The sequence below is a fragment of the Exiguobacterium sp. RM11 genome (assembly GCF_059821525.1).
In genome coordinates, this window is the sequence record NZ_CM187558.1 from 1,802,258 (window position 1) to 1,819,581 (window position 17,324).

General features: G+C 47.4%; 15 protein-coding genes. 4 read left to right on the forward strand and 11 right to left on the reverse strand.

Annotation, left to right across the window (positions count from 1 at the left end; genetic code table 11):
• Positions 1–87: 87 nt before the first annotated feature.
• Positions 88–393 carry a DUF3055 domain-containing protein gene (locus AC5LIL_RS09415; RefSeq protein WP_074034985.1) on the reverse strand — a complete coding sequence of 102 codons (306 nt, stop codon included), beginning with the start codon at positions 391–393 and terminating at the stop codon, positions 88–90.
• 75 nt (positions 394–468) lie between these two features.
• Between AC5LIL_RS09415 and aac(6') the strand changes: the two genes are divergently transcribed.
• Positions 469–918 (forward strand): aminoglycoside 6'-N-acetyltransferase, encoded by a 450-nt coding sequence (gene aac(6'), locus AC5LIL_RS09420; RefSeq protein WP_499823964.1) that lies wholly within the window; start codon positions 469–471, stop codon positions 916–918.
• Positions 919–938: 20 nt separating this feature from the next.
• Here aac(6') and lpdA read toward each other — a convergent pair whose 3' ends face one another.
• The 4 genes from lpdA to pdhA form a co-directional block, all read right to left on the reverse strand.
• Positions 939–2,351: a dihydrolipoyl dehydrogenase gene (gene lpdA / locus AC5LIL_RS09425; RefSeq protein WP_074034989.1), complete on the reverse strand. Its 1,413-nt coding sequence runs from the start codon at positions 2,349–2,351 to the stop codon at positions 939–941.
• 4 nt (positions 2,352–2,355) lie between these two features.
• Positions 2,356–3,645 carry a dihydrolipoamide acetyltransferase family protein gene (locus AC5LIL_RS09430; protein ID WP_015881260.1) on the reverse strand — a complete coding sequence of 430 codons (1,290 nt, stop codon included), beginning with the start codon at positions 3,643–3,645 and terminating at the stop codon, positions 2,356–2,358.
• A 78-nt stretch (positions 3,646–3,723) separates the two neighbouring features.
• Positions 3,724–4,701: an alpha-ketoacid dehydrogenase subunit beta gene (locus AC5LIL_RS09435; RefSeq protein WP_074034993.1), complete on the reverse strand. Its 978-nt coding sequence runs from the start codon at positions 4,699–4,701 to the stop codon at positions 3,724–3,726.
• 3 nt (positions 4,702–4,704) lie between these two features.
• Positions 4,705–5,790: a pyruvate dehydrogenase (acetyl-transferring) E1 component subunit alpha gene (gene pdhA, locus AC5LIL_RS09440; protein WP_015881258.1), complete on the reverse strand. Its 1,086-nt coding sequence runs from the start codon at positions 5,788–5,790 to the stop codon at positions 4,705–4,707.
• A gap of 331 nt (positions 5,791–6,121) precedes the next feature.
• On the opposite strand from pdhA, the gene def reads away from it, so the two are divergent.
• The gene (def, locus tag AC5LIL_RS09445) at positions 6,122–6,661 is read left to right on the forward strand and encodes a peptide deformylase (protein WP_499823966.1); all 540 of its coding nucleotides are present in this window, start codon (positions 6,122–6,124) and stop codon (positions 6,659–6,661) included.
• 1 nt (position 6,662) lies between these two features.
• Complete coding sequence (locus AC5LIL_RS09450) at positions 6,663–8,288, forward strand: alpha/beta hydrolase (RefSeq protein WP_499823967.1); 1,626 nt, start codon at positions 6,663–6,665, stop codon at positions 8,286–8,288.
• 39 nt (positions 8,289–8,327) lie between these two features.
• Here AC5LIL_RS09450 and AC5LIL_RS09455 read toward each other — a convergent pair whose 3' ends face one another.
• Both AC5LIL_RS09455 and rnjA read right to left on the reverse strand, forming a co-directional pair.
• Positions 8,328–9,785, reverse strand: coding sequence for a phospholipase D family protein (locus AC5LIL_RS09455; protein WP_499823968.1), 1,458 nt, complete (start codon positions 9,783–9,785; stop codon positions 8,328–8,330).
• A gap of 60 nt (positions 9,786–9,845) precedes the next feature.
• Positions 9,846–11,513 (reverse strand): ribonuclease J1, encoded by a 1,668-nt coding sequence (gene rnjA / locus AC5LIL_RS09460; protein ID WP_015881254.1) that lies wholly within the window; start codon positions 11,511–11,513, stop codon positions 9,846–9,848.
• Between the two features lie 200 nt (positions 11,514–11,713).
• On the opposite strand from rnjA, the gene AC5LIL_RS09465 reads away from it, so the two are divergent.
• On the forward strand, positions 11,714–12,502 hold the full coding sequence (locus AC5LIL_RS09465) for a Cof-type HAD-IIB family hydrolase (protein WP_499823969.1): 789 nt from the start codon (positions 11,714–11,716) through the stop codon (positions 12,500–12,502).
• Between the two features lie 117 nt (positions 12,503–12,619).
• On the opposite strand, the gene tnpB is transcribed toward AC5LIL_RS09465, so the two are convergent.
• The 4 genes from tnpB to AC5LIL_RS09485 form a co-directional block, all read right to left on the reverse strand.
• On the reverse strand, positions 12,620–13,708 hold the full coding sequence (tnpB, locus tag AC5LIL_RS09470; RefSeq protein ID WP_499823970.1) for an IS200/IS605 family element RNA-guided endonuclease TnpB: 1,089 nt from the start codon (positions 13,706–13,708) through the stop codon (positions 12,620–12,622).
• Between the two features lie 290 nt (positions 13,709–13,998).
• Positions 13,999–14,661 (reverse strand): potassium channel family protein, encoded by a 663-nt coding sequence (locus AC5LIL_RS09475; protein WP_074035000.1) that lies wholly within the window; start codon positions 14,659–14,661, stop codon positions 13,999–14,001.
• A gap of 131 nt (positions 14,662–14,792) precedes the next feature.
• Positions 14,793–15,824 (reverse strand): cytochrome d ubiquinol oxidase subunit II, encoded by a 1,032-nt coding sequence (locus tag AC5LIL_RS09480; protein WP_015881251.1) that lies wholly within the window; start codon positions 15,822–15,824, stop codon positions 14,793–14,795.
• A 14-nt stretch (positions 15,825–15,838) separates the two neighbouring features.
• The gene (locus AC5LIL_RS09485) at positions 15,839–17,227 is read right to left on the reverse strand and encodes a cytochrome ubiquinol oxidase subunit I (RefSeq protein WP_214785218.1); all 1,389 of its coding nucleotides are present in this window, start codon (positions 17,225–17,227) and stop codon (positions 15,839–15,841) included.
• Between the last annotated feature and the right edge of the window lie 97 nt (positions 17,228–17,324).

Here is a 17,324-nt window from a genome sequence, read left to right on the forward strand (position 1 = left end):
CATTTTTTATGTCATCTCAGAAAAGGTGGCTGTAGATGATCGAATTGCTTCCCCTATTGCCTATTATAAGAAAACGCTTACATTTTTTCAAGTATCAATTTCTTCAGATGCTTCTGTTTTTTCAACTAGGCAGAGTCGTAAAAATTCAGCAACGTGCTCTGTGTCATTCAAGTTAATACCGAGCATCGGATACAATTGACGAGGCTCTTCTAAAGCATGCAGATCGAGAAGGGCCGATTGACCCGTTTGCATACAGACGACTAATACCTTGCCCATGAATTGGTGTGTATAGACGAAACCAAAGTCATAGCGGGCAGCTTCTGTCTCAATCCCGGTGAAACGTACACGACTCGTCTCGGATACGGTATATAATAACTCCTCATCGAATGCCATCAGGATTCCCTCCCTTCTCTCTTCACAAGTATTTTCCTTTATACTACAAGTATGAAACCTAAGGAGAGAGTCATCATGAAAATTGAGTATGCCAAATCGTCAAACCAAGAAACACTCGCGCAATTGATGCATGAGCTATGGCCCGACGCCCCGATTGAGGAATTGCGGATGGAAGTCAAACTCGGTCTTGCTTCAAAAAAAATGCATTATTTCATCGCATCCTCTGACACAAAAGCGATTGGATTTTGCCAGCTCAGCTTCCGGCATGACTACGTGCCAGGTTCAAGCATGTCTCCGACAGCTTATGTGGAAGGAATCTATGTCGTTGAATCCGAGCGTCAGAGAGGTGTCGCTGCCCGTCTGATTGATGCTGCGTCCATGTTCGCTGCACGTCATGGTTGTATCGAACTGGCATCAGATACTGAACTTGAAAACGAGAGCAGCCAACAGTTCCATGAGAAAATCGGATTCAAAGAAGTCGAACGCGTCGTCACCTATATCAAAAAACTCTCTCACGAAACGTGAGAGAGTTTTTTCTAGCGTGCTTATTTAACGACGTGGATTGGCATACCCATTGCGATTTCAGCAGCTTCCATTGCCATCTCACCGAGTGATGGGTGAGCGTGGATTGTAAGTGCGATATCTTCAGCAGTCATACCAGCTTCGATTGCGAGACCAAGCTCAGCAATCATATCTGATGCGCCAGTACCCGCGATTTGAGCACCGATCAAGAGACCGTCCTCTTTGCGAGTGATAAGCTTCATGAAGCCGTCTGGCTCGTCAAGTGCAAGTGCACGACCGTTCGCTGCGAATGGGAATTTCGAAACTGTGATTTCGAGTCCTTCTTCTTTTGCGAGTGGTTCAGTGTAACCAACCGTTGCGAGTTCAGGATCTGTGAAGACGACTGCAGGGATTGCAGAGTAGTCGAGGTAAGCCGGCTTACCTGCTGCTGCTTCCGCTGCGATTTTCGCTTCGTAAGATGCTTTGTGTGCAAGTGGTGGTCCAGGAACGATATCACCGATTGCATAGATGTTTTCGTTCGAAGTCTTACACTGGTCATCGATTTCGATGATTCCACGGTCGCTGATTTTAACGTCCGCGTTCTCAAGACCGATGTCGCCTGTGTTTGGACGACGACCAACTGTGACGAGGACATAGTCCGCTTCAACAGATTGCTCTTCACCGTTTACTTCAAACTTAACAGTTACGCCGTCTTCCGTTTCTTCGACACCTTTAGCAAGTGCGTTCGTGTGGATTGTGACGTTCCCTTTTTGTTTGAGCTTCTTCTTAACGATTTGCGTCATTTGTGGTTCGAAACCAGACAAGATGTCGCTAGCGCCTTCTACAACAACTACTTCTGTATCGAAGTTAGCGTATGCAGTACCGAGCTCCATACCGATGTATCCACCGCCGATGACGACGAGTTTCTTCGGTACTTCAGGAAGTGCCAATGCGCCAGTTGAAGAAAGGACGCGTTTTGACCATTTGAACGATGGAATCTCGATTGGTGTAGAACCAGTCGCAACAATCGCTTTTTTGAATTTGTAAGGAGTTGAGCTGTCTTCTGTGATGACACGAACTGTGTCTTCAGAAGCGAAGAACGCTTCACCTTGAACGATTTCAATCTTGTTTCCTTTAAGGAGACCTTTGACACCGCCAGTCAATTTGTTAACAACTGACTGTTTCCAGTCTTGAACTTTTGTGAAGTCCACTGACACGTTGTCAGACGAGATTCCCATTGAATCGTGTCCTTTAGCGTGTTGGAAGTTGTGTCCAGCTGTGATCAACGCTTTCGATGGGATACATCCGACGTTTAAGCAGACACCACCGAAGTTGCCTTTCTCAACGATTGTTACTTTCATTCCGAGCTGTGCGCCACGGATTGCGGCAACGTATCCACCAGGACCGGCACCGATGACAAGCAAATCAGTTTCTTGTGCGAATTCTCCTACTACCATGTTCTTATCCCTCCATCATTAGAAGTGCTGGGTCTTCGAGCAAGCGTTTCACCATGTTAAGAGCGTTCTGTGCAGTCGCACCGTCGATGAGGCGGTGGTCAAAGCTGAATGAAAGTGCAAGTACTGGCGCAGCAACGATTTCACCGTTCTTCACGACAGCTTTCTCAGCGATACGTCCGATACCGAGAATTGCAACTTCTGGGTGGTTGATGACAGGTGTGAACCATTGTCCACCAGCAGAACCGATGTTTGTGATTGTGATCGATCCGCCTTTCATGTCTTCCCCAGCGAGCTTACCTTCACGAGCTTTACCTGCAAGTTCGTTAATGTTTGTAGCAAGTGCATAGATTGATTTACGGTCTGCATCTTTTACGACTGGTACAACGAGTCCGTTGTCCGTGTCAGCTGCGATACCGATGTTGTAATAGTTTTTGTAAACGATTTCTTCGTTCACGTCATCGATTGAAGCGTTGATTGTTGGGAATGCTTTCGCTGCAGCAGTCAATGCTTTCACGACGAATGGCAAGTACGTGAGTTTCACGCCTTGGTCAGCCGCGACTTGTTTGAAGTCTTTGCGGAGTGCGACGAGTTTTGTAACGTCGACTTCGTCCATGAGTGTAACGTGTGGTGCAGTGTGTTTCGAGTTAACCATTGCTTTCGAGATGGCTTTACGGATTCCACGGATTTTCTCACGTGTTTCAAGTTCTGGAGTCGCTGACTCGTAAGGCTTGATTTCCGTTTTCGCAGCTGCTGCTGGTGCTACAGATTCTGTTTTCTCTGTTGTAGCTTCTGCAGACGGTGCTTCACCGTTCGCGAATGCATCGATGTCTTCTTTCAAGACACGACCGTTGTCGCCAGAACCGTTTACTTCACGGATGTCGACACCTTTTTCACGTGCATATTTACGGACAGATGGCATTGCGATGACACGCTCAGATTTGTGAAGTTGAACGTCGCGTGGCGCGTCTTCTTTCACATCTTCTTTTACGTCTTCTGTCTTCTCTTCTGCTTTCGGTTGTTCAGGTGTTTCTTCTTCACCTGCTGGTGCGTCGCCTTCGATGTCAAACGTAATGAGGACGTCGCCGACTACGGCAACTGTACCTTCAGAAACTTTAACTTCTTTGACTGTACCGTCGACTGGAGCTGGGATTTCAACGACTGCTTTGTCGTTTTGTACTTCTAAAAGAACATCGTCCTCTTTGACCGTATCCCCTGCTTTTACGAACCACTTGACGATTTCACCTTCGTGAATACCTTCACCGATATCTGGTAATTTAAATTCAAATACTGCCACTGGTTTTTCCTCCCATCAATTCATCATGTAAACACGACAAGGGAGAAGATTCTCCCTTATCATTTATTCGACACGATCTTAGAAGTTCACAACTTCCTTAACTTTTGCAACGACATCTTTATGGTCTGGTAACCACATGTCTTCACCTTGTGCAAATGCGAAGACTGTGTCTGGTGCAGTTACTCGAAGAACTGGTGCTTCGAGGTGAAGAATTGCGCGTTCTTGAATTTCAGTTACAACGTTCGCAGCGATACCTGCTTGACGTTGTGCCTCTTGAACGACGATCGCACGACCTGTTTTCTTAACAGATTCTACGATTGTGTCGATATCAAGCGGGCTCACTGTCATGAGGTCGATGACTTCAACGTTGATGTTTTCTTTTTCGAGTTCTTCCGCTGCTTTAAGTGAAGTATGCACCATCGCACCGTAAGTGATGATTGAAACGTCTGTACCTTCACGCTTCACATCTGCTTTACCGAGTTCGATTGTGTAATCACCTTCAGGTACTTCGCCACGGAATGAACGATACAATTTCATGTGCTCGAGGAACACAACTGGATCGTTGTCACGGATTGACGCGATCAACAAACCTTTTGCATCGTAAGGAGTCGACGGAATAACGACTTTAAGACCAGGTGTCTGAGCCATCAAACCTTCAAGGCTGTCCGCGTGAAGCTCAGGTGTCTTAACTCCACCACCGAATGGTGAACGGATTGTGATTGGTTGGCTGTAAGCGCCGCCTGAACGGTAACGCATACGTGCCATTTGAGCTGCGATTGAGTCGAATACTTCGAATACGAATCCGAAGAATTGAACTTCCATGATCGGACGGAATCCAGTAAGACCTAGACCGATTGCAAGACCACCAATCCCTGATTCAGCGAGTGGCGTGTCGAAGACACGGTCTTCGCCGAGCTCGTCTTGGAGGCCTTCCGTTGCACGGAATACCCCACCGTTTTTACCAACGTCTTCTCCGAAGAGAAGTACTTTCTCGTCGCGTTTCATTTCAACGCGCATCGCATCAGTAATCGCTTGGATCATTGTCATTTGAGCCATAACTTACTTCGACTCCTTTGCAGTATATTCTTCAAGCTGTTCTTTCAAGTTTGAAGGAAGTTCTTCGAACATGTTGTTGATGAAGTCCGAAACTTTTTGTTTTGGTTCTTTGTCAGCTTGGCTGATTGCTTCTTTCACATCAGCTTTCGCTTGCTCGATCACTTCGTTCTCCATGTCTTCGTTCCAGAGTTTCTTGTTCTCAAGGAAGAGACGGAAACGTACGAGTGGATCTTTTTCTTGATACTCTGTGTCGAGTTCTTTTGTACGGTAACGTGTTGGGTCATCCCCAGCGAGCGTGTGTGGTCCGTAACGGTAAGTGAGTGACTCGATAAGTGTCGGTGTTCCTTCGAGTGCGTCTACGCGAGCTTGTTGTGTAGCTGCAAGCACTGCAAGAACGTCCATTCCGTCTACTTGGATTCCGTTGATTCCAGCTGCAACAGCTTTTTGCGCGATCGTTTTAGCTGCTGTTTGCTTCTCAACTGGTGTCGAAATAGCGAAGCGGTTGTTTTGAACGACGAAGATTGCTGGTGATTTGAATGCACCTGCAAAGTTCAATCCTTCGTAGAAGTCACCTTGTGATGAGCCACCGTCACCTGTGTAAGTAATAGCGACATTTTTGTTGCCGTTGCGTTTGAGGCCCATTGCCACACCCGCAGTTTGAATGATTTGTGCACCGATGATGATTTGCGGCATCAATACGTTGACACCTTCAGGGATGCGGTTTCCTGCCACGTGTCCACGTGAGAACAAGAACGCTTGATAAAGCGGAAGTCCGTGGAATACGAGTTGTGGAATGTCACGGTATCCTGGAAGGATCCAGTCCTCTTTGTCGAGCGCGTATTGCGTCCCGATCATCGTCGCTTCTTGACCTGCCACTGGCGCGTAGAATCCTAGGCGTCCTTGACGGTTAAGTGAGATGGCGCGTTGGTCCCAGATTCGAGTATAGACCATGCGGCGCATGAGTTCCTGAAGTTGCTCGTCCGTTAGGTCAGGCATTGCGTCTTGGTTGACGACCTCACCCTTCTCGTCGAGAATACGGAACGTTTGGAAGTTTTCTTCCACGTTTTGAAGTACCTGAACGTTGTTCATTCGTTTCACCTCATCCTTTCAACTATGAGACAATTGTCTTTTTTGTGATCAAACACTATCTCAAATCTTACGTGTATCTGTCCAAAAAAGCAATCTGTATTAACGTAATTCAGGAAAGTTATGCTCTCCTGCCGTTTCCTAGTTAGTATAAAACGGGTTGTTATAATAACGCAAAAAATATGCTTACCGAAATAAAACGCTTACATTCAAGGGATATGACATTCATTTTGTCTCTGTATCATTTTCGTTTCACCTTCTGTACCATCCACATTCTTCTCTCTTTAAATATGATATAATCAATCATATATGTTTTACAGAAAGGAAGTTGCACATGTTAACGATGAAAGACGTCATTCGCGAAGGAGACGAACGACTCCGCACACGTTCAATTGAAGTACCGATTCCGCCAACCGAAGAGGACTTGGCGTTACTCGACGAGATGGAGACGTTCCTCGTCAATAGTCAAGACCCAGAGATGAGTGAAAAATACGAGTTACGAGGTGGTGTCGGAATCGCCGCGCCACAACTCGGGGTAAACCGTCGTTTCTTCACAGTCTTGCTACAAGAAGAGGAAGAGACGTTCAAACTCTCAATCTTCAATCCTAAAATCACGAGCCACTCCGTCGAACAGACATTTTTAAACGGTGGGGAAGGCTGTTTGTCGGTCGACCGCGTAATCAAAGGAAATGTACCTCGTTTTCGTCGAATCACATTAGAAGGGTTTGACCGAGACGGACAGCCAATCAAGCTTCGTCTTCGGGGAATGCGCGCGATCGTGTGTCAGCACGAGCTCGACCATTTGGACGGCATCTTGTTCTATGACCGAATCAATATGTCGAATCCGCTAGACACATACGGCGAACCGATTTAACATGTTTAGCTCGAGAAAAAAGGCACTGTTGTTACTATTCCCATTTTTATTTCTTTTAATCGGCGGATGTGTGCGCATTAATTACGATGCGACCGTGCATTACGATCAATCCGTTTCACTCGAAACCACATATGCTTTCCGCGACCACCCGGTGATGAAGTTGCTCAATCTCAGGCTCGACTGGGATACGTGGAAGGAGCAGGCGGAGGAAAACGGGTACGAGACAGAAGATTATTCAAGCGCCGATGATTATGAAGGAATGGTCTTGAAAAAGACGTTCCGCAATGTGGATGAGTTGCAACAGATTAAAGAAGAGTGGAAAACGGGGCCAGCTGGAATTCTCGTCCCTCCTGACATTCAATTCGATATCGAGCAACGAGAAGGCATTTGGTTTGATTCTTACACGATGCAGACGAACCTCGACCTCCGACTTGACCAGGTTGACTTACCGGGTGTCGAACTATCGGGCTCTCCAAAAAAATTAGCCGAGCGCTATATCCGTCAAGCCGACATTCGTTTTAACTTGACTGTTCCGACCGGTGTGTTCGTGGAGGACGGGACCGGACTTGATCTTCGATCGATGAAGCATGTCGAATGGCAAGTGTACGGAGGACGCCAAAATAACTTAAAACTCGTCGCCCATGTGCCAAACGTTAAAGCATGGGTGATCACCATCATCGTATTTGTCGCAGCGATTATTTTAGGGTATTTCATTTGGCGTAAGTATCGAAAAAACATCGGTAACCCTAAAGAAACATCGATTCGTTCGCGCCTGTTGGGGTTATTGATTGTCTCCCTTTCACTCGCATTGATTGTCGGGACATTCCGACAAGAATTGGCGAATGAGCGACAATCCGAGGCGATTCGCCAAGCCTCGCAGACGAACGAATTTATCCCTACGTTCGCGGTGCATGGTCTACTTGGGACCGACCGAACGTTCCTCCGCTTCTCGCAAGCGATGGAACAGAGCGGTCAGGCGACCGACGGCGCCCTTTGTACGGTTACCGTCAAAGGAAAAACCGACTGCGAAATTTATGACTACAGCTCGAATCGTCCAATCGTTCGCATCGAGTTCGAAGATGCAGAAGCTTCTTTGAACAATCAAACGAAATGGTTAAATGCTGCCATTGAAACGTATAAGAAAACGAGAAACCGCTCATTCGATCGCATGTATATCCTCGGTCATAGTATGGGTGGCGTTGCGGCTGCCAACTACATTTTGAATCAGGAGACATACATCATCGATAAGTTCGTCACGTTCGATAGCCCATTTGGGGGCACCCGACTTGCAAACTTCGGCCTATCGGCTAGTAACTTTGGAATCAACACAGGTAGCCCTGCCATCCGTGACTTATCACCGAATTCGGATGGGTTACAGGCCTTCCAGTCAAAACTTGAGACGTGGCCACGATCTGTCCAAGTCCTCTCCTTCTCTGGAAGAGGCGGCGAGTTCAATTTAATCGAGCCGGAAAGCTCTCTGTTACTCGAAGAGTACACGAATAATATTCAAACAGAGACCGTACCGTACGACCACTTCTCGCTTCACCGTAAGAGTGACGTCTTGAAAGAGACCGGGAAATTCTTATATGAATACACGAACGAGTTTAATCCAATCGAGACGAACTAACGTCAAAACAGCTATCCTTAATCTGAGGATAGCTGTTTTTTAGTATGTCATCGTCCATGTCACTTTTTGAAGCCAATACATCACGTACTTTCCGAGCGGGAGATCGGTTTGAATCTCGTCATATGCCACAGTGTACGTTTCATCCTCATTATTCCATAAGCGATTGAAATAATCGTCTACTTCATCAAAGAAAGCTGTATCGTCTTCTCCTTTTACTTCGACGTCTGCCTCAAGGTTGTAGTCGTTCATATTTCGTGTCGTATAATTCCCAGAACCTAGGACGACTGTCTTCTCTTCACCGTCCACATAGAGGATTTTTGGATGATATTGTTCTTTGCCGACCTCATACCAACGAATTTCGATTTGTTCAGGATTGACGGTATTCAGTTCTGCCGTCACAGGTAAGTTCGGCAATCCCGATTTTGAACGACCAAATGCGTTCGTATTCGGGTCGAGAATCATGTTCACGGTCACACCTCGACCGGCGGCATCTTCAATCGCTTGAATGATATTTCGATCAGCCAAATAGAACATACCGATCCATATCGTATCCCCTTCCGTCGCCCCGTTCATCGCATCGAGCACTGACTCCTGGATCTTCCCTTCCGTGACGTAACGAATCTCCATCGGCGCCTCGGTCGGTTCGCTCTCAATCGTTGACAACGCCTCATCATCCGGGAAACGTCGCGCATCGCCTTTGGAGAACGTCGCGACCGCTTGCTCCCCTTCCACAATTTCTTTTAAAATAGGGCCTTTTAAATGGACACCGACGTTAGAGTGATATCCACTTGCATCATGCGGGTTCGCCGATAGCACAAACCCTTCATTTTCTGTCACCATCACTTTTCGATGGTTCGCTTTAATGTTCAGTAATCGTAAATACGCCCGGACGGTAATATCCGGTGCCGACGAGGCCATCGGATTCGGCAACCAGCCGTCCTGACTATCCCCAAACCATTGAATCGCCATCCGATAAAACGTGGAGTACAAAATGTTCGGGTCACGAAGTGCGTCGAGATTCGTGTATACGACTTCGACTCCCGCCTCTTCAAGCACATCGAAGTGGTCGGAAACGTGTCCGTTATACGTCGTATTGATATCGTCTGTAATAAAGACGACTTTCAAATCCGGGTATCGCTCTATTTGCTCTAGAAGAGCTGATGACAATCGCGATGTGATATCCGGATATTGTCGGTCTTCATTGGAATATGGATTGAATAAGAAAAAGTCCATGACGATATATTCCTCAGCTTCTCGAATCGCTCGCTCGACTTCCTTAAAAATTTCTTGCTCGACAATCTCCGTATCCTCTCCTTGATATGTCAAATCATGAAGAAAATCGATTTGATCGTCTGAAATGAGATATGGTTCAGATTGTCGTGACACCCCATCCGGTAACGGTTTCACTTGATGATACACAAGTGTGATGAGAAAAATGACCGCGATGATGACCAATCCCCACTTGAGCCATCCTTTTTTCCCTTTTTCCTTAGCCATGAGTTCCCCTCCTCCTTCGCGGTTCAAAAAACGGGCTGTAGTCACCTACAGCCCGTTCGATCATACTTCCATAATAATCGGCAGGACCATCGGGTGTCTCCGCGTCTTTTGTGCCAAATACGGTGTGAGCGTATCAGATACGAGTTGCTTCATCTCCGACCACTTCATCTGTTTATTTGACAACCCTTGCTCGACCGTTTTCTTCAACAGACGTTCGCCGTCACGAATCAAGCTACCTGATTCACGCATATAGACGAATCCACGCGAGATGATATCCGGTCCTGAAACGAGTTTACGTGTTTTGCCATCGATACTGATGACAACGACGACAAGTCCATCTTCAGAAAGGATACGACGATCCCTTAATACAATATTCCCGATATCGCCGATTCCATTCCCATCAATGTAAACGGCGTTCGCAGAAATTTTACCAGTGACCGCAGCCGACTCAGAATCGACAGCGAGCACTTCTCCGTTATCCATGACGAAGCTATTTTCTTTCGGAATCCCAACTGATTCAGCAAGCTCCGCATGTTTCTTCAGCATGCGATACTCTCCGTGAATCGGCATAAAGAATTTTGGATTGAGAAGACGAATCATTAACAACTGTTCTTGTTGTGAACCGTGTCCAGACGTATGAATGTTCGTCAATTTCCCGTACACGACGTCAGCCCCTGCTTTATACAACTGGTCAATCGTCTTCCCGACCGAGATGGCGTTCCCCGGAATCGGAGAAGATGAGAAGATGACCGTGTCTCCTGGGATAATCGACACTTGACGGTGTGTTCCGTTCGCGATACGACTAAGCGCGGCCATCGGTTCACCTTGTGAACCGGTACAAAGAATGGCAATCTCGTTCGGGTCATAGTGACGCATTTGATTCGCTTCAATGATCATCCCTTTCGGAACGTTGATGAATCCGAGCTCTTGCCCGATCGTCATGACTTTCTCCATGGAACGACCGAAAATCATGAGATGACGCCCAGTCTCAGCACAAGCATCGACGACTTGTTGTAAACGATAAATGTTCGATGCGAATGTGGCGAAGATGATTCGACCGTCCGCTTTACGGAACGTCTCGCTAATCGTCCCCCCGACGACGCTCTCACTCATGGTGAAGCCTTCGACTTCCGCATTTGTCGAATCAGACAAGAGGCAGAGCACGCCTTCTTTTCCGATTTCCGCCATCTTCGCGAGGTCGGCAGGTTCACCGACTGGAGTGAAGTCGAACTTGAAGTCACCTGTATGGACGATGTTCCCCTGTGGTGTTTTGACGACAACACCGAGCGAGTTCGGAATCGAGTGCGTCGTCCGGAAGAACGAAATGCTCGTTTTACGGAACTTGATGAGTGAATCCTCATCGATTTCGTGGAGTTCCGCTTCACGCAACAATCCATGCTCCTCGAGTTTTACTTTAATCAAACCGAGCGCAAGTTTCGTCGCATAAATCGGTAATTGGACTTGCTTGAGTAAGAATGGAATTCCCCCGATATGGTCTTCGTGACCGTGCGTGATGAATACCCCTTTTACCTTGTCCTTGTTTTTAATCAAATACGAGTAATCCGGAATCACATAGTCAATCCCAAGCAAGTCATCCTCTGGGAACATGATTCCCGCATCGATGACGATGATTTCATCTTGGAATTGAACAACGTATGTGTTCTTCCCGATTTCTCCTAGTCCGCCTAATGCGAACACGGCTGTTTGGTGGTTCTTAACAAACTTCATTTAATCTCTCCTTACTTCAATTATTAATACATCTATGTGAAACATAAGTGATTCTCGAATATGTCCGTAAGATTCTTTTTTCATTATAGCTCATATCATGGCAATATTTCACTAACGATGTGATATTCGTGGTAGTTTCCCTATTTCGTGTTATCCTTTTAGTGGGATCGAAAAACATATTTTTTAGACAAAGAGAAAGAATGGTGAATCAAATGGAAGATCAAAAAGTTGTTTTTTTCGACATTGACGGCACACTCTTGCATGAAGGTAGCTATATTCCACCTTCAACGATTTCAGCGATTCAAGCGCTTCGTGAAAACGGCGTCGAGACATTTATCGCGACGGGACGAGGACCAGCGATGTTATCAGATATCCCGGAACGTGTCGGAATCGATAGCCTCGTTTGTTACAATGGTCAAATCGTCGTGCATAAAGGTGAAATCGTGTATCGCAACACCCTATCTAAAGATGCGCTCGGTCGTTTGACGACTCATGCCGCTTCGAACGACCATACTCTCGTCTACCTGGGACAAGATCGCGGCGGCGCTTCAAAACCGGATGACGCCATCGTCAAGCAATCTCTTGGAGAACTCGACATGCCGATTCCGCGCTACGAACCAAACTTCCACACAGAAGAAGACGTCTATCAAACGCTCCTTTACTGTACACCTGAAGATGAGCATCACTATCTCGACGCCTATCATGAGTTCGACTTCATCCGCTGGCATCCACATGCGATGGACGTCATCAATAAAGGTGCAAGTAAAGCCGACGGCATTCGTCACTTTATCGAAGCGAACGGTTATCGACTCGAGAATACGTACGCGTTTGGAGACGCTTTGAACGACTTGGCCATGCTCCAATATGTAGGGACAGGGATTGCCATGGGAAATGCTCGTTCTGAAGCGAAAGACGTTGCGGACTTTGTGACGAAATCGATTCTTGAAGATGGCATCGAATATGGATTGAAAGCGATGAAATTAATGTGAACTACTCGCCACTTATTTGCCTCACAAATTGAAGGGGGAGCTTCTTGGGAAGACCGTACTTTTACTAGCCACGGTTGTTTACCAAGCTCGTCGGGTGGTTCCCACCCTGAAGGATGTTCAGTCGGCCAACATCAATAGGTTGATGCTCGCGTTGATGTCACGGTCATGATGCGCGCCACAGACACATGTCCATTCACGGACATCCATCGCCTTCTTCTCGCCCTTTACGCCGCAAGTGGAGCAGATCTGAGTGGATGCGTACCAAGGACCTGCCTTGATGAGCGTCCGTCCGTAGAAGTTTGATTTGTACTCGAGTTGACGGACGAACTCGTACCAACTGACATCGCCAACCGATTTGGCTAAGCGTCGGTTCTTCATTATGTTGCTCGATTTCAATGTCTCCACGACGATGACTTGATTCTCGTCAACGATCCGTCTCGACAGTTTGTGGAGGAAGTCCTTACGTTGATTCGCAATCTTTTCGTGTTTCTTGGCGAGGATCAACCTGGCCTTCTCACGATTCTTGCTCCCGATCTTCTTGCGTGACAGCGCGCGTTGCGCCTTCTTGACCTTCGCTTCGGATTGTCGGAGAAAGCGAGGGTTGTCAATCTTCTCCGAGACCATCGCATCGTTCGTCATGATGGCGAAATGTTTTAGGCCGAGATCGATCCCGACCTTGTTCTCGGCTGGGATCCATGGTGCATCCTCTTGATCGACGAGGATGGAGACAAAGAACTTGCCCGTCCTCGTCATCGAGACCGTCGCCGACCGGATGACGCCCTCGAACGGGCGATGTTGTGTGAACCGCACGAACCCGACCTTCGGCAGCCGGACTTTTCCCGCCTCGATGCGGATCGTGCCGTGCTGGTTGTTCGTCGTGTAGGAGGCACGCGACCGTCGTCTCGATTTGAAGGCCGGGAAGCCGCCCGTCCCGGCGAAGAACTTCGCGAACGCGGTGTCGAGGTTCAGCTTCGCGTTCGCGTTCGCGAGACTGTCCGCCTCGGCGAGGAACGGGAACAGGGGCTTGTAGGATGCGGGTGTCGCCGGTTTCCGTCTCGTCACGATCCCCGCTTTCGCCTCCTCGCGGATGGCGATGCGGTCCTCGAGCAGCTTGTTGTAGATGAACCGGGCGCAGCCGATCGTCTTGATGAGGAACTCGGCCTGTGCCGGCGTCGGATGGAGCCTGTATGTGTAGCCTTTCAGCATGTCCGTCCCTTCTCCCTCCAGAAGATCGTGATGTGTCCTCCTCATCCGATACCCGCGGAGGGGGAGGGAAAATCTGACGGAATCACGAACTTCTGTTCGTCACATCTGTCACAGGGAAAAAGAGTTTTGGACCGGGCGATTCATCCCCCACCTCCGCCGGGCTACGCCCCGAGACGCTTAGAGGAGGGAGAATTCTCGCCTGATTTAGTTAAAAAAGAGACCTCTTGCGTCAAACCGCCGAGTTGGATCAATCGATTCAACGATCACGGTATCGCTCAAGAGGTCTTTTTTTATTTCGAACGTAACGTCCGTTCAAGTCTGTCTAAATCGGTATCTTTTCCGATGATAATCAAAATATCTTCTGATAAGATCATCTCATCCGCCTGCGGCGAAATGATGACATCATCATCACGACGAATGGCGACAATGTTGACCCCATACTTCGCACGGAAGTCCAAATCGATGAGCGATTTGTTCGATAACTTATCTGACGCTTTAATTTCAACAATCGAATGTTCATTTGATAATTCAAGATAATCTAAAATGCTCTGGCTCATCAAACCGTTTGCGATTCGAACACCCATGTCACGTTCTGGGTGGACGATATTATCTGCACCGATGCGACGGAGAACTTTTTCATGGTAATCGTTTGTCGCTTTGACAGTGATGATTTGGACGCCAAGTTCTTTTAAGATCAACGTCGTTAAAATCGAAGCTTGAATGTTTTCACCGATGGCAACGATGACGTGTTCAAAGTTACGAATCCCCAAACTCTTCAACACGTTTTCATCTGTCGTATCCGCGATCACGGCATGAGTGGCCAAACCCATGAACTCATTGACGCGTTCTTCATCTGAATCGATGGCGAGGACGTCATATCCGTTTGAAGACAACTCACGGACGATTGACCCACCAAACCGCCCTAATCCAATGACTGCAAATTCACCTGTCATGATATTACATCCCTTTCCTACACATGTTCTCTTCTTGATTCTTCGTTCAGTGTAACTGATTCCACTTGAAAACTCTATATAAAAAAACAAGATGGGATCTCCTCCGTATGAAGGAAATCCCATCTTTTCAATCACGCTTTTCCGCTCGAACGTTTCCCACGTACATAATCGTTGTCAAACAGGAACAAACGGAGCAACAAGTAGAGCGCCGGAACGAGAAGGAGCAACCCTAAGATGAATACGATGACGAGTGCCACCGCCATCGACTCGTTGACGACACTTCCATTGATATCGATATACGGATACAAGATATACGGTAAGTGTGAATATCCGTAGCCGAACCATGCCATGAAGAATTGTCCCATGACCATCAAGAAAGCAATCCCGTAATTTCGCTTCATATAAACGAATGAGACGGCAATCACGAAGAAGAGGAAGCTCATTGCGAACCACCACCAGTTTCCTCCTAAGATGCTCTCGTAGTGCCAAGCAGCTTGCGACTTCAAACCGAAGAAGACGAGCCCAGAAGCGATAATCGTCGGAACGCTCCAGAATAGCGCCCATTTTCTGACGAGTTCGACGGCATTTTGATCGCGTGCCTTGTCCGCATAGAACAAGAGGAACATCGCGCTAATATAGAGGACTGAAACAATCGCCAAGATGACGACTGTCCATGAATAAAAATTGGTGAACAACTTCGCGCCGTCAAAGAAGACGCCGTTTTCCGTCTCGGTGATGAATCCACCTTGACTGACCGTCAATACGGTCGACATCGAAGCTGGGATGAGTAATCCTGTGGCTCCGTATAGGAACATATACAGCGTGCTTTCTTTCGACCCATAGTTCGCGAATGCGTAAAAGCTACCGCGAATCGCGAGTAAAATCAACACGACGGATGCCGGAACGAGTAACGCCGTTCCATAGTAATAAGCTGTATCCGGAAAGAATCCGACAATCCCGACGAAGAAGAAGACGAAAAACACGTTCGTCACTTCCCACGTCGGTGACAAATACCGTTTAACGAGACGGTTCACCAAGTGATCCCGTTTTGTATAACGGCTATAGAATGCGAAGAAGCCAGCACCGAAGTCAATCGATGCGACGATGAGATAGCCGTATAGAAACGTCCATAAGACGGCAATCCCTAACTCTTGAATTTGCATGTCATACCCTCCGATCACACTTCATCCGCAAACATCGCTTCACCGCGATGTTCGGATTGATTTAGTTCTTTCCCTACTGGGTTCTCTTTGAACAGACGTGATAGAACGACCACCGTGACTGTCCCGAGTACCGCATAGAGGATCGCGAAAGCGACAAGCATCCAACCGACATTTGCCGACGTCGTAGCTGCTTCACTCGTACGCATCAACTCATAAAGTGCCCACGGTTGACGACCAAATTCAGCGAAGAACCAACCGAATTCAATCGCTGCCATCGCAAGCGGTCCACCGGCTGCGATCGCAAAGAGCATCGGTTTACTGAACTGGTTCAAACGTTTAATATAACGCCCTAATACGAATAGGAAAGAGATGAGCGCTAGAAGCATCCCGATTCCGACCATCGCATCAAACAAGTAGTGAACAAAGAGCGGTGGCTGGTCCTCTTTCGCAAATTCATTGAGACCTGTCACTTCATAATTCGGAACACCGCCGGCAAGAATAGAAAGCGCGTAAGGAATCTTCAAGGCGCCTCGGACTTCATATCCGCCTTCACCGTCATCTTCTAACCAACCACCAAGAATCAACTCAGCCTCGGAGGAGGTTTCAAAGTGCCATTCCGCTGCTGCTAATTTATCCGGCTGATATTGTGCCAAATACTTACCTGAGAAGTCTCCGACAAGTGCTGTCGCAATCGCAAAAATCAAAGCGACTGTCATCGTCAAGCGAAGACCTTTTTTGTGATATTCGATTGACATCTTGTCGAGTTGATTACGACGTTGACGTAACAACTGTACAGCTGCAATCGCCGCTAGGATGAACGCAGACGTTAGAATCGCAGACGTCAATACGTGTGCCATCTTCGTCGGCATAGCTGGACTGAACATCGCCTCAAGCGGACTGACGTTTGCCAAACGACCGTCAACGATATCAAATCCTACCGGTTGGTTCATAAAGCTGTTTACCGTTGTAATAAAGAACCCTGAGAACAATGCACCGACTGCGACTGGAATCCCGAGAAGCATATGATGCCACGGATTTTTAAACCGATCCCACGTGTACAAGTAAATTCCGAGGAAAATCGCTTCAAAGAAGAAAGCGAACGTCTCCATGAATAGTGGAAGTGCAATCGTTTGACCCGCAACGCGCATCAAGTTCGGCCATAATAGCGAAAGCTGAAGACCGATTGCTGTACCCGTTACAACCCCAACTGCTACAGTCACGACATAACCGCGTGACCACCGGCGAGCCATGAGGGTATATTTCGGGTCTTTTTTACGAATTCCTAAAAATTCTGCCAATAAGATTAAAAGTGGAACCCCGACGCCGAGTGTGGCAAAAATCACATGAAAACCTAAAGTGAGTGCCGTTAATGCTCGGCTCATCAGGACAGGATCTTGAAACATCTATTGATTACCTCCTATCTCTCTCTATCGCTTCGAACCCATGTATGAAACGACAATCACAGATGAATACCCTTCGATACTTCCATCATAATGATTT

What these genes read in the sequence shown, in the direction of transcription:
- AC5LIL_RS09450 (WP_499823967.1), top strand. Translation starts at nt 6,663, where the DNA reads ATGTTTAGCTCGAGAAAAAAGGCACTGTTGTTACTATTCCCATTTTTA.
- rnjA (WP_015881254.1), bottom strand. Translation starts at nt 11,513, where the DNA reads ATGAAGTTTGTTAAGAACCACCAAACAGCCGTGTTCGCATTAGGCGGA.
- AC5LIL_RS09435 (WP_074034993.1), bottom strand. Translation starts at nt 4,701, where the DNA reads ATGGCTCAAATGACAATGATCCAAGCGATTACTGATGCGATGCGCGTT.
- pdhA (WP_015881258.1), bottom strand. Translation starts at nt 5,790, where the DNA reads ATGAACAACGTTCAGGTACTTCAAAACGTGGAAGAAAACTTCCAAACG.
- AC5LIL_RS09465 (WP_499823969.1), top strand. Translation starts at nt 11,714, where the DNA reads ATGGTGAATCAAATGGAAGATCAAAAAGTTGTTTTTTTCGACATTGAC.
- AC5LIL_RS09485 (WP_214785218.1), bottom strand. Translation starts at nt 17,227, where the DNA reads ATGTTTCAAGATCCTGTCCTGATGAGCCGAGCATTAACGGCACTCACT.
- AC5LIL_RS09475 (WP_074035000.1), bottom strand. Translation starts at nt 14,661, where the DNA reads ATGACAGGTGAATTTGCAGTCATTGGATTAGGGCGGTTTGGTGGGTCA.
- tnpB (WP_499823970.1), bottom strand. Translation starts at nt 13,708, where the DNA reads ATGCTGAAAGGCTACACATACAGGCTCCATCCGACGCCGGCACAGGCC.
- AC5LIL_RS09480 (WP_015881251.1), bottom strand. Translation starts at nt 15,824, where the DNA reads ATGCAAATTCAAGAGTTAGGGATTGCCGTCTTATGGACGTTTCTATAC.
- lpdA (WP_074034989.1), bottom strand. Translation starts at nt 2,351, where the DNA reads ATGGTAGTAGGAGAATTCGCACAAGAAACTGATTTGCTTGTCATCGGT.
- AC5LIL_RS09455 (WP_499823968.1), bottom strand. Translation starts at nt 9,785, where the DNA reads ATGGCTAAGGAAAAAGGGAAAAAAGGATGGCTCAAGTGGGGATTGGTC.
- def (WP_499823966.1), top strand. Translation starts at nt 6,122, where the DNA reads ATGTTAACGATGAAAGACGTCATTCGCGAAGGAGACGAACGACTCCGC.
- AC5LIL_RS09415 (WP_074034985.1), bottom strand. Translation starts at nt 393, where the DNA reads ATGGCATTCGATGAGGAGTTATTATATACCGTATCCGAGACGAGTCGT.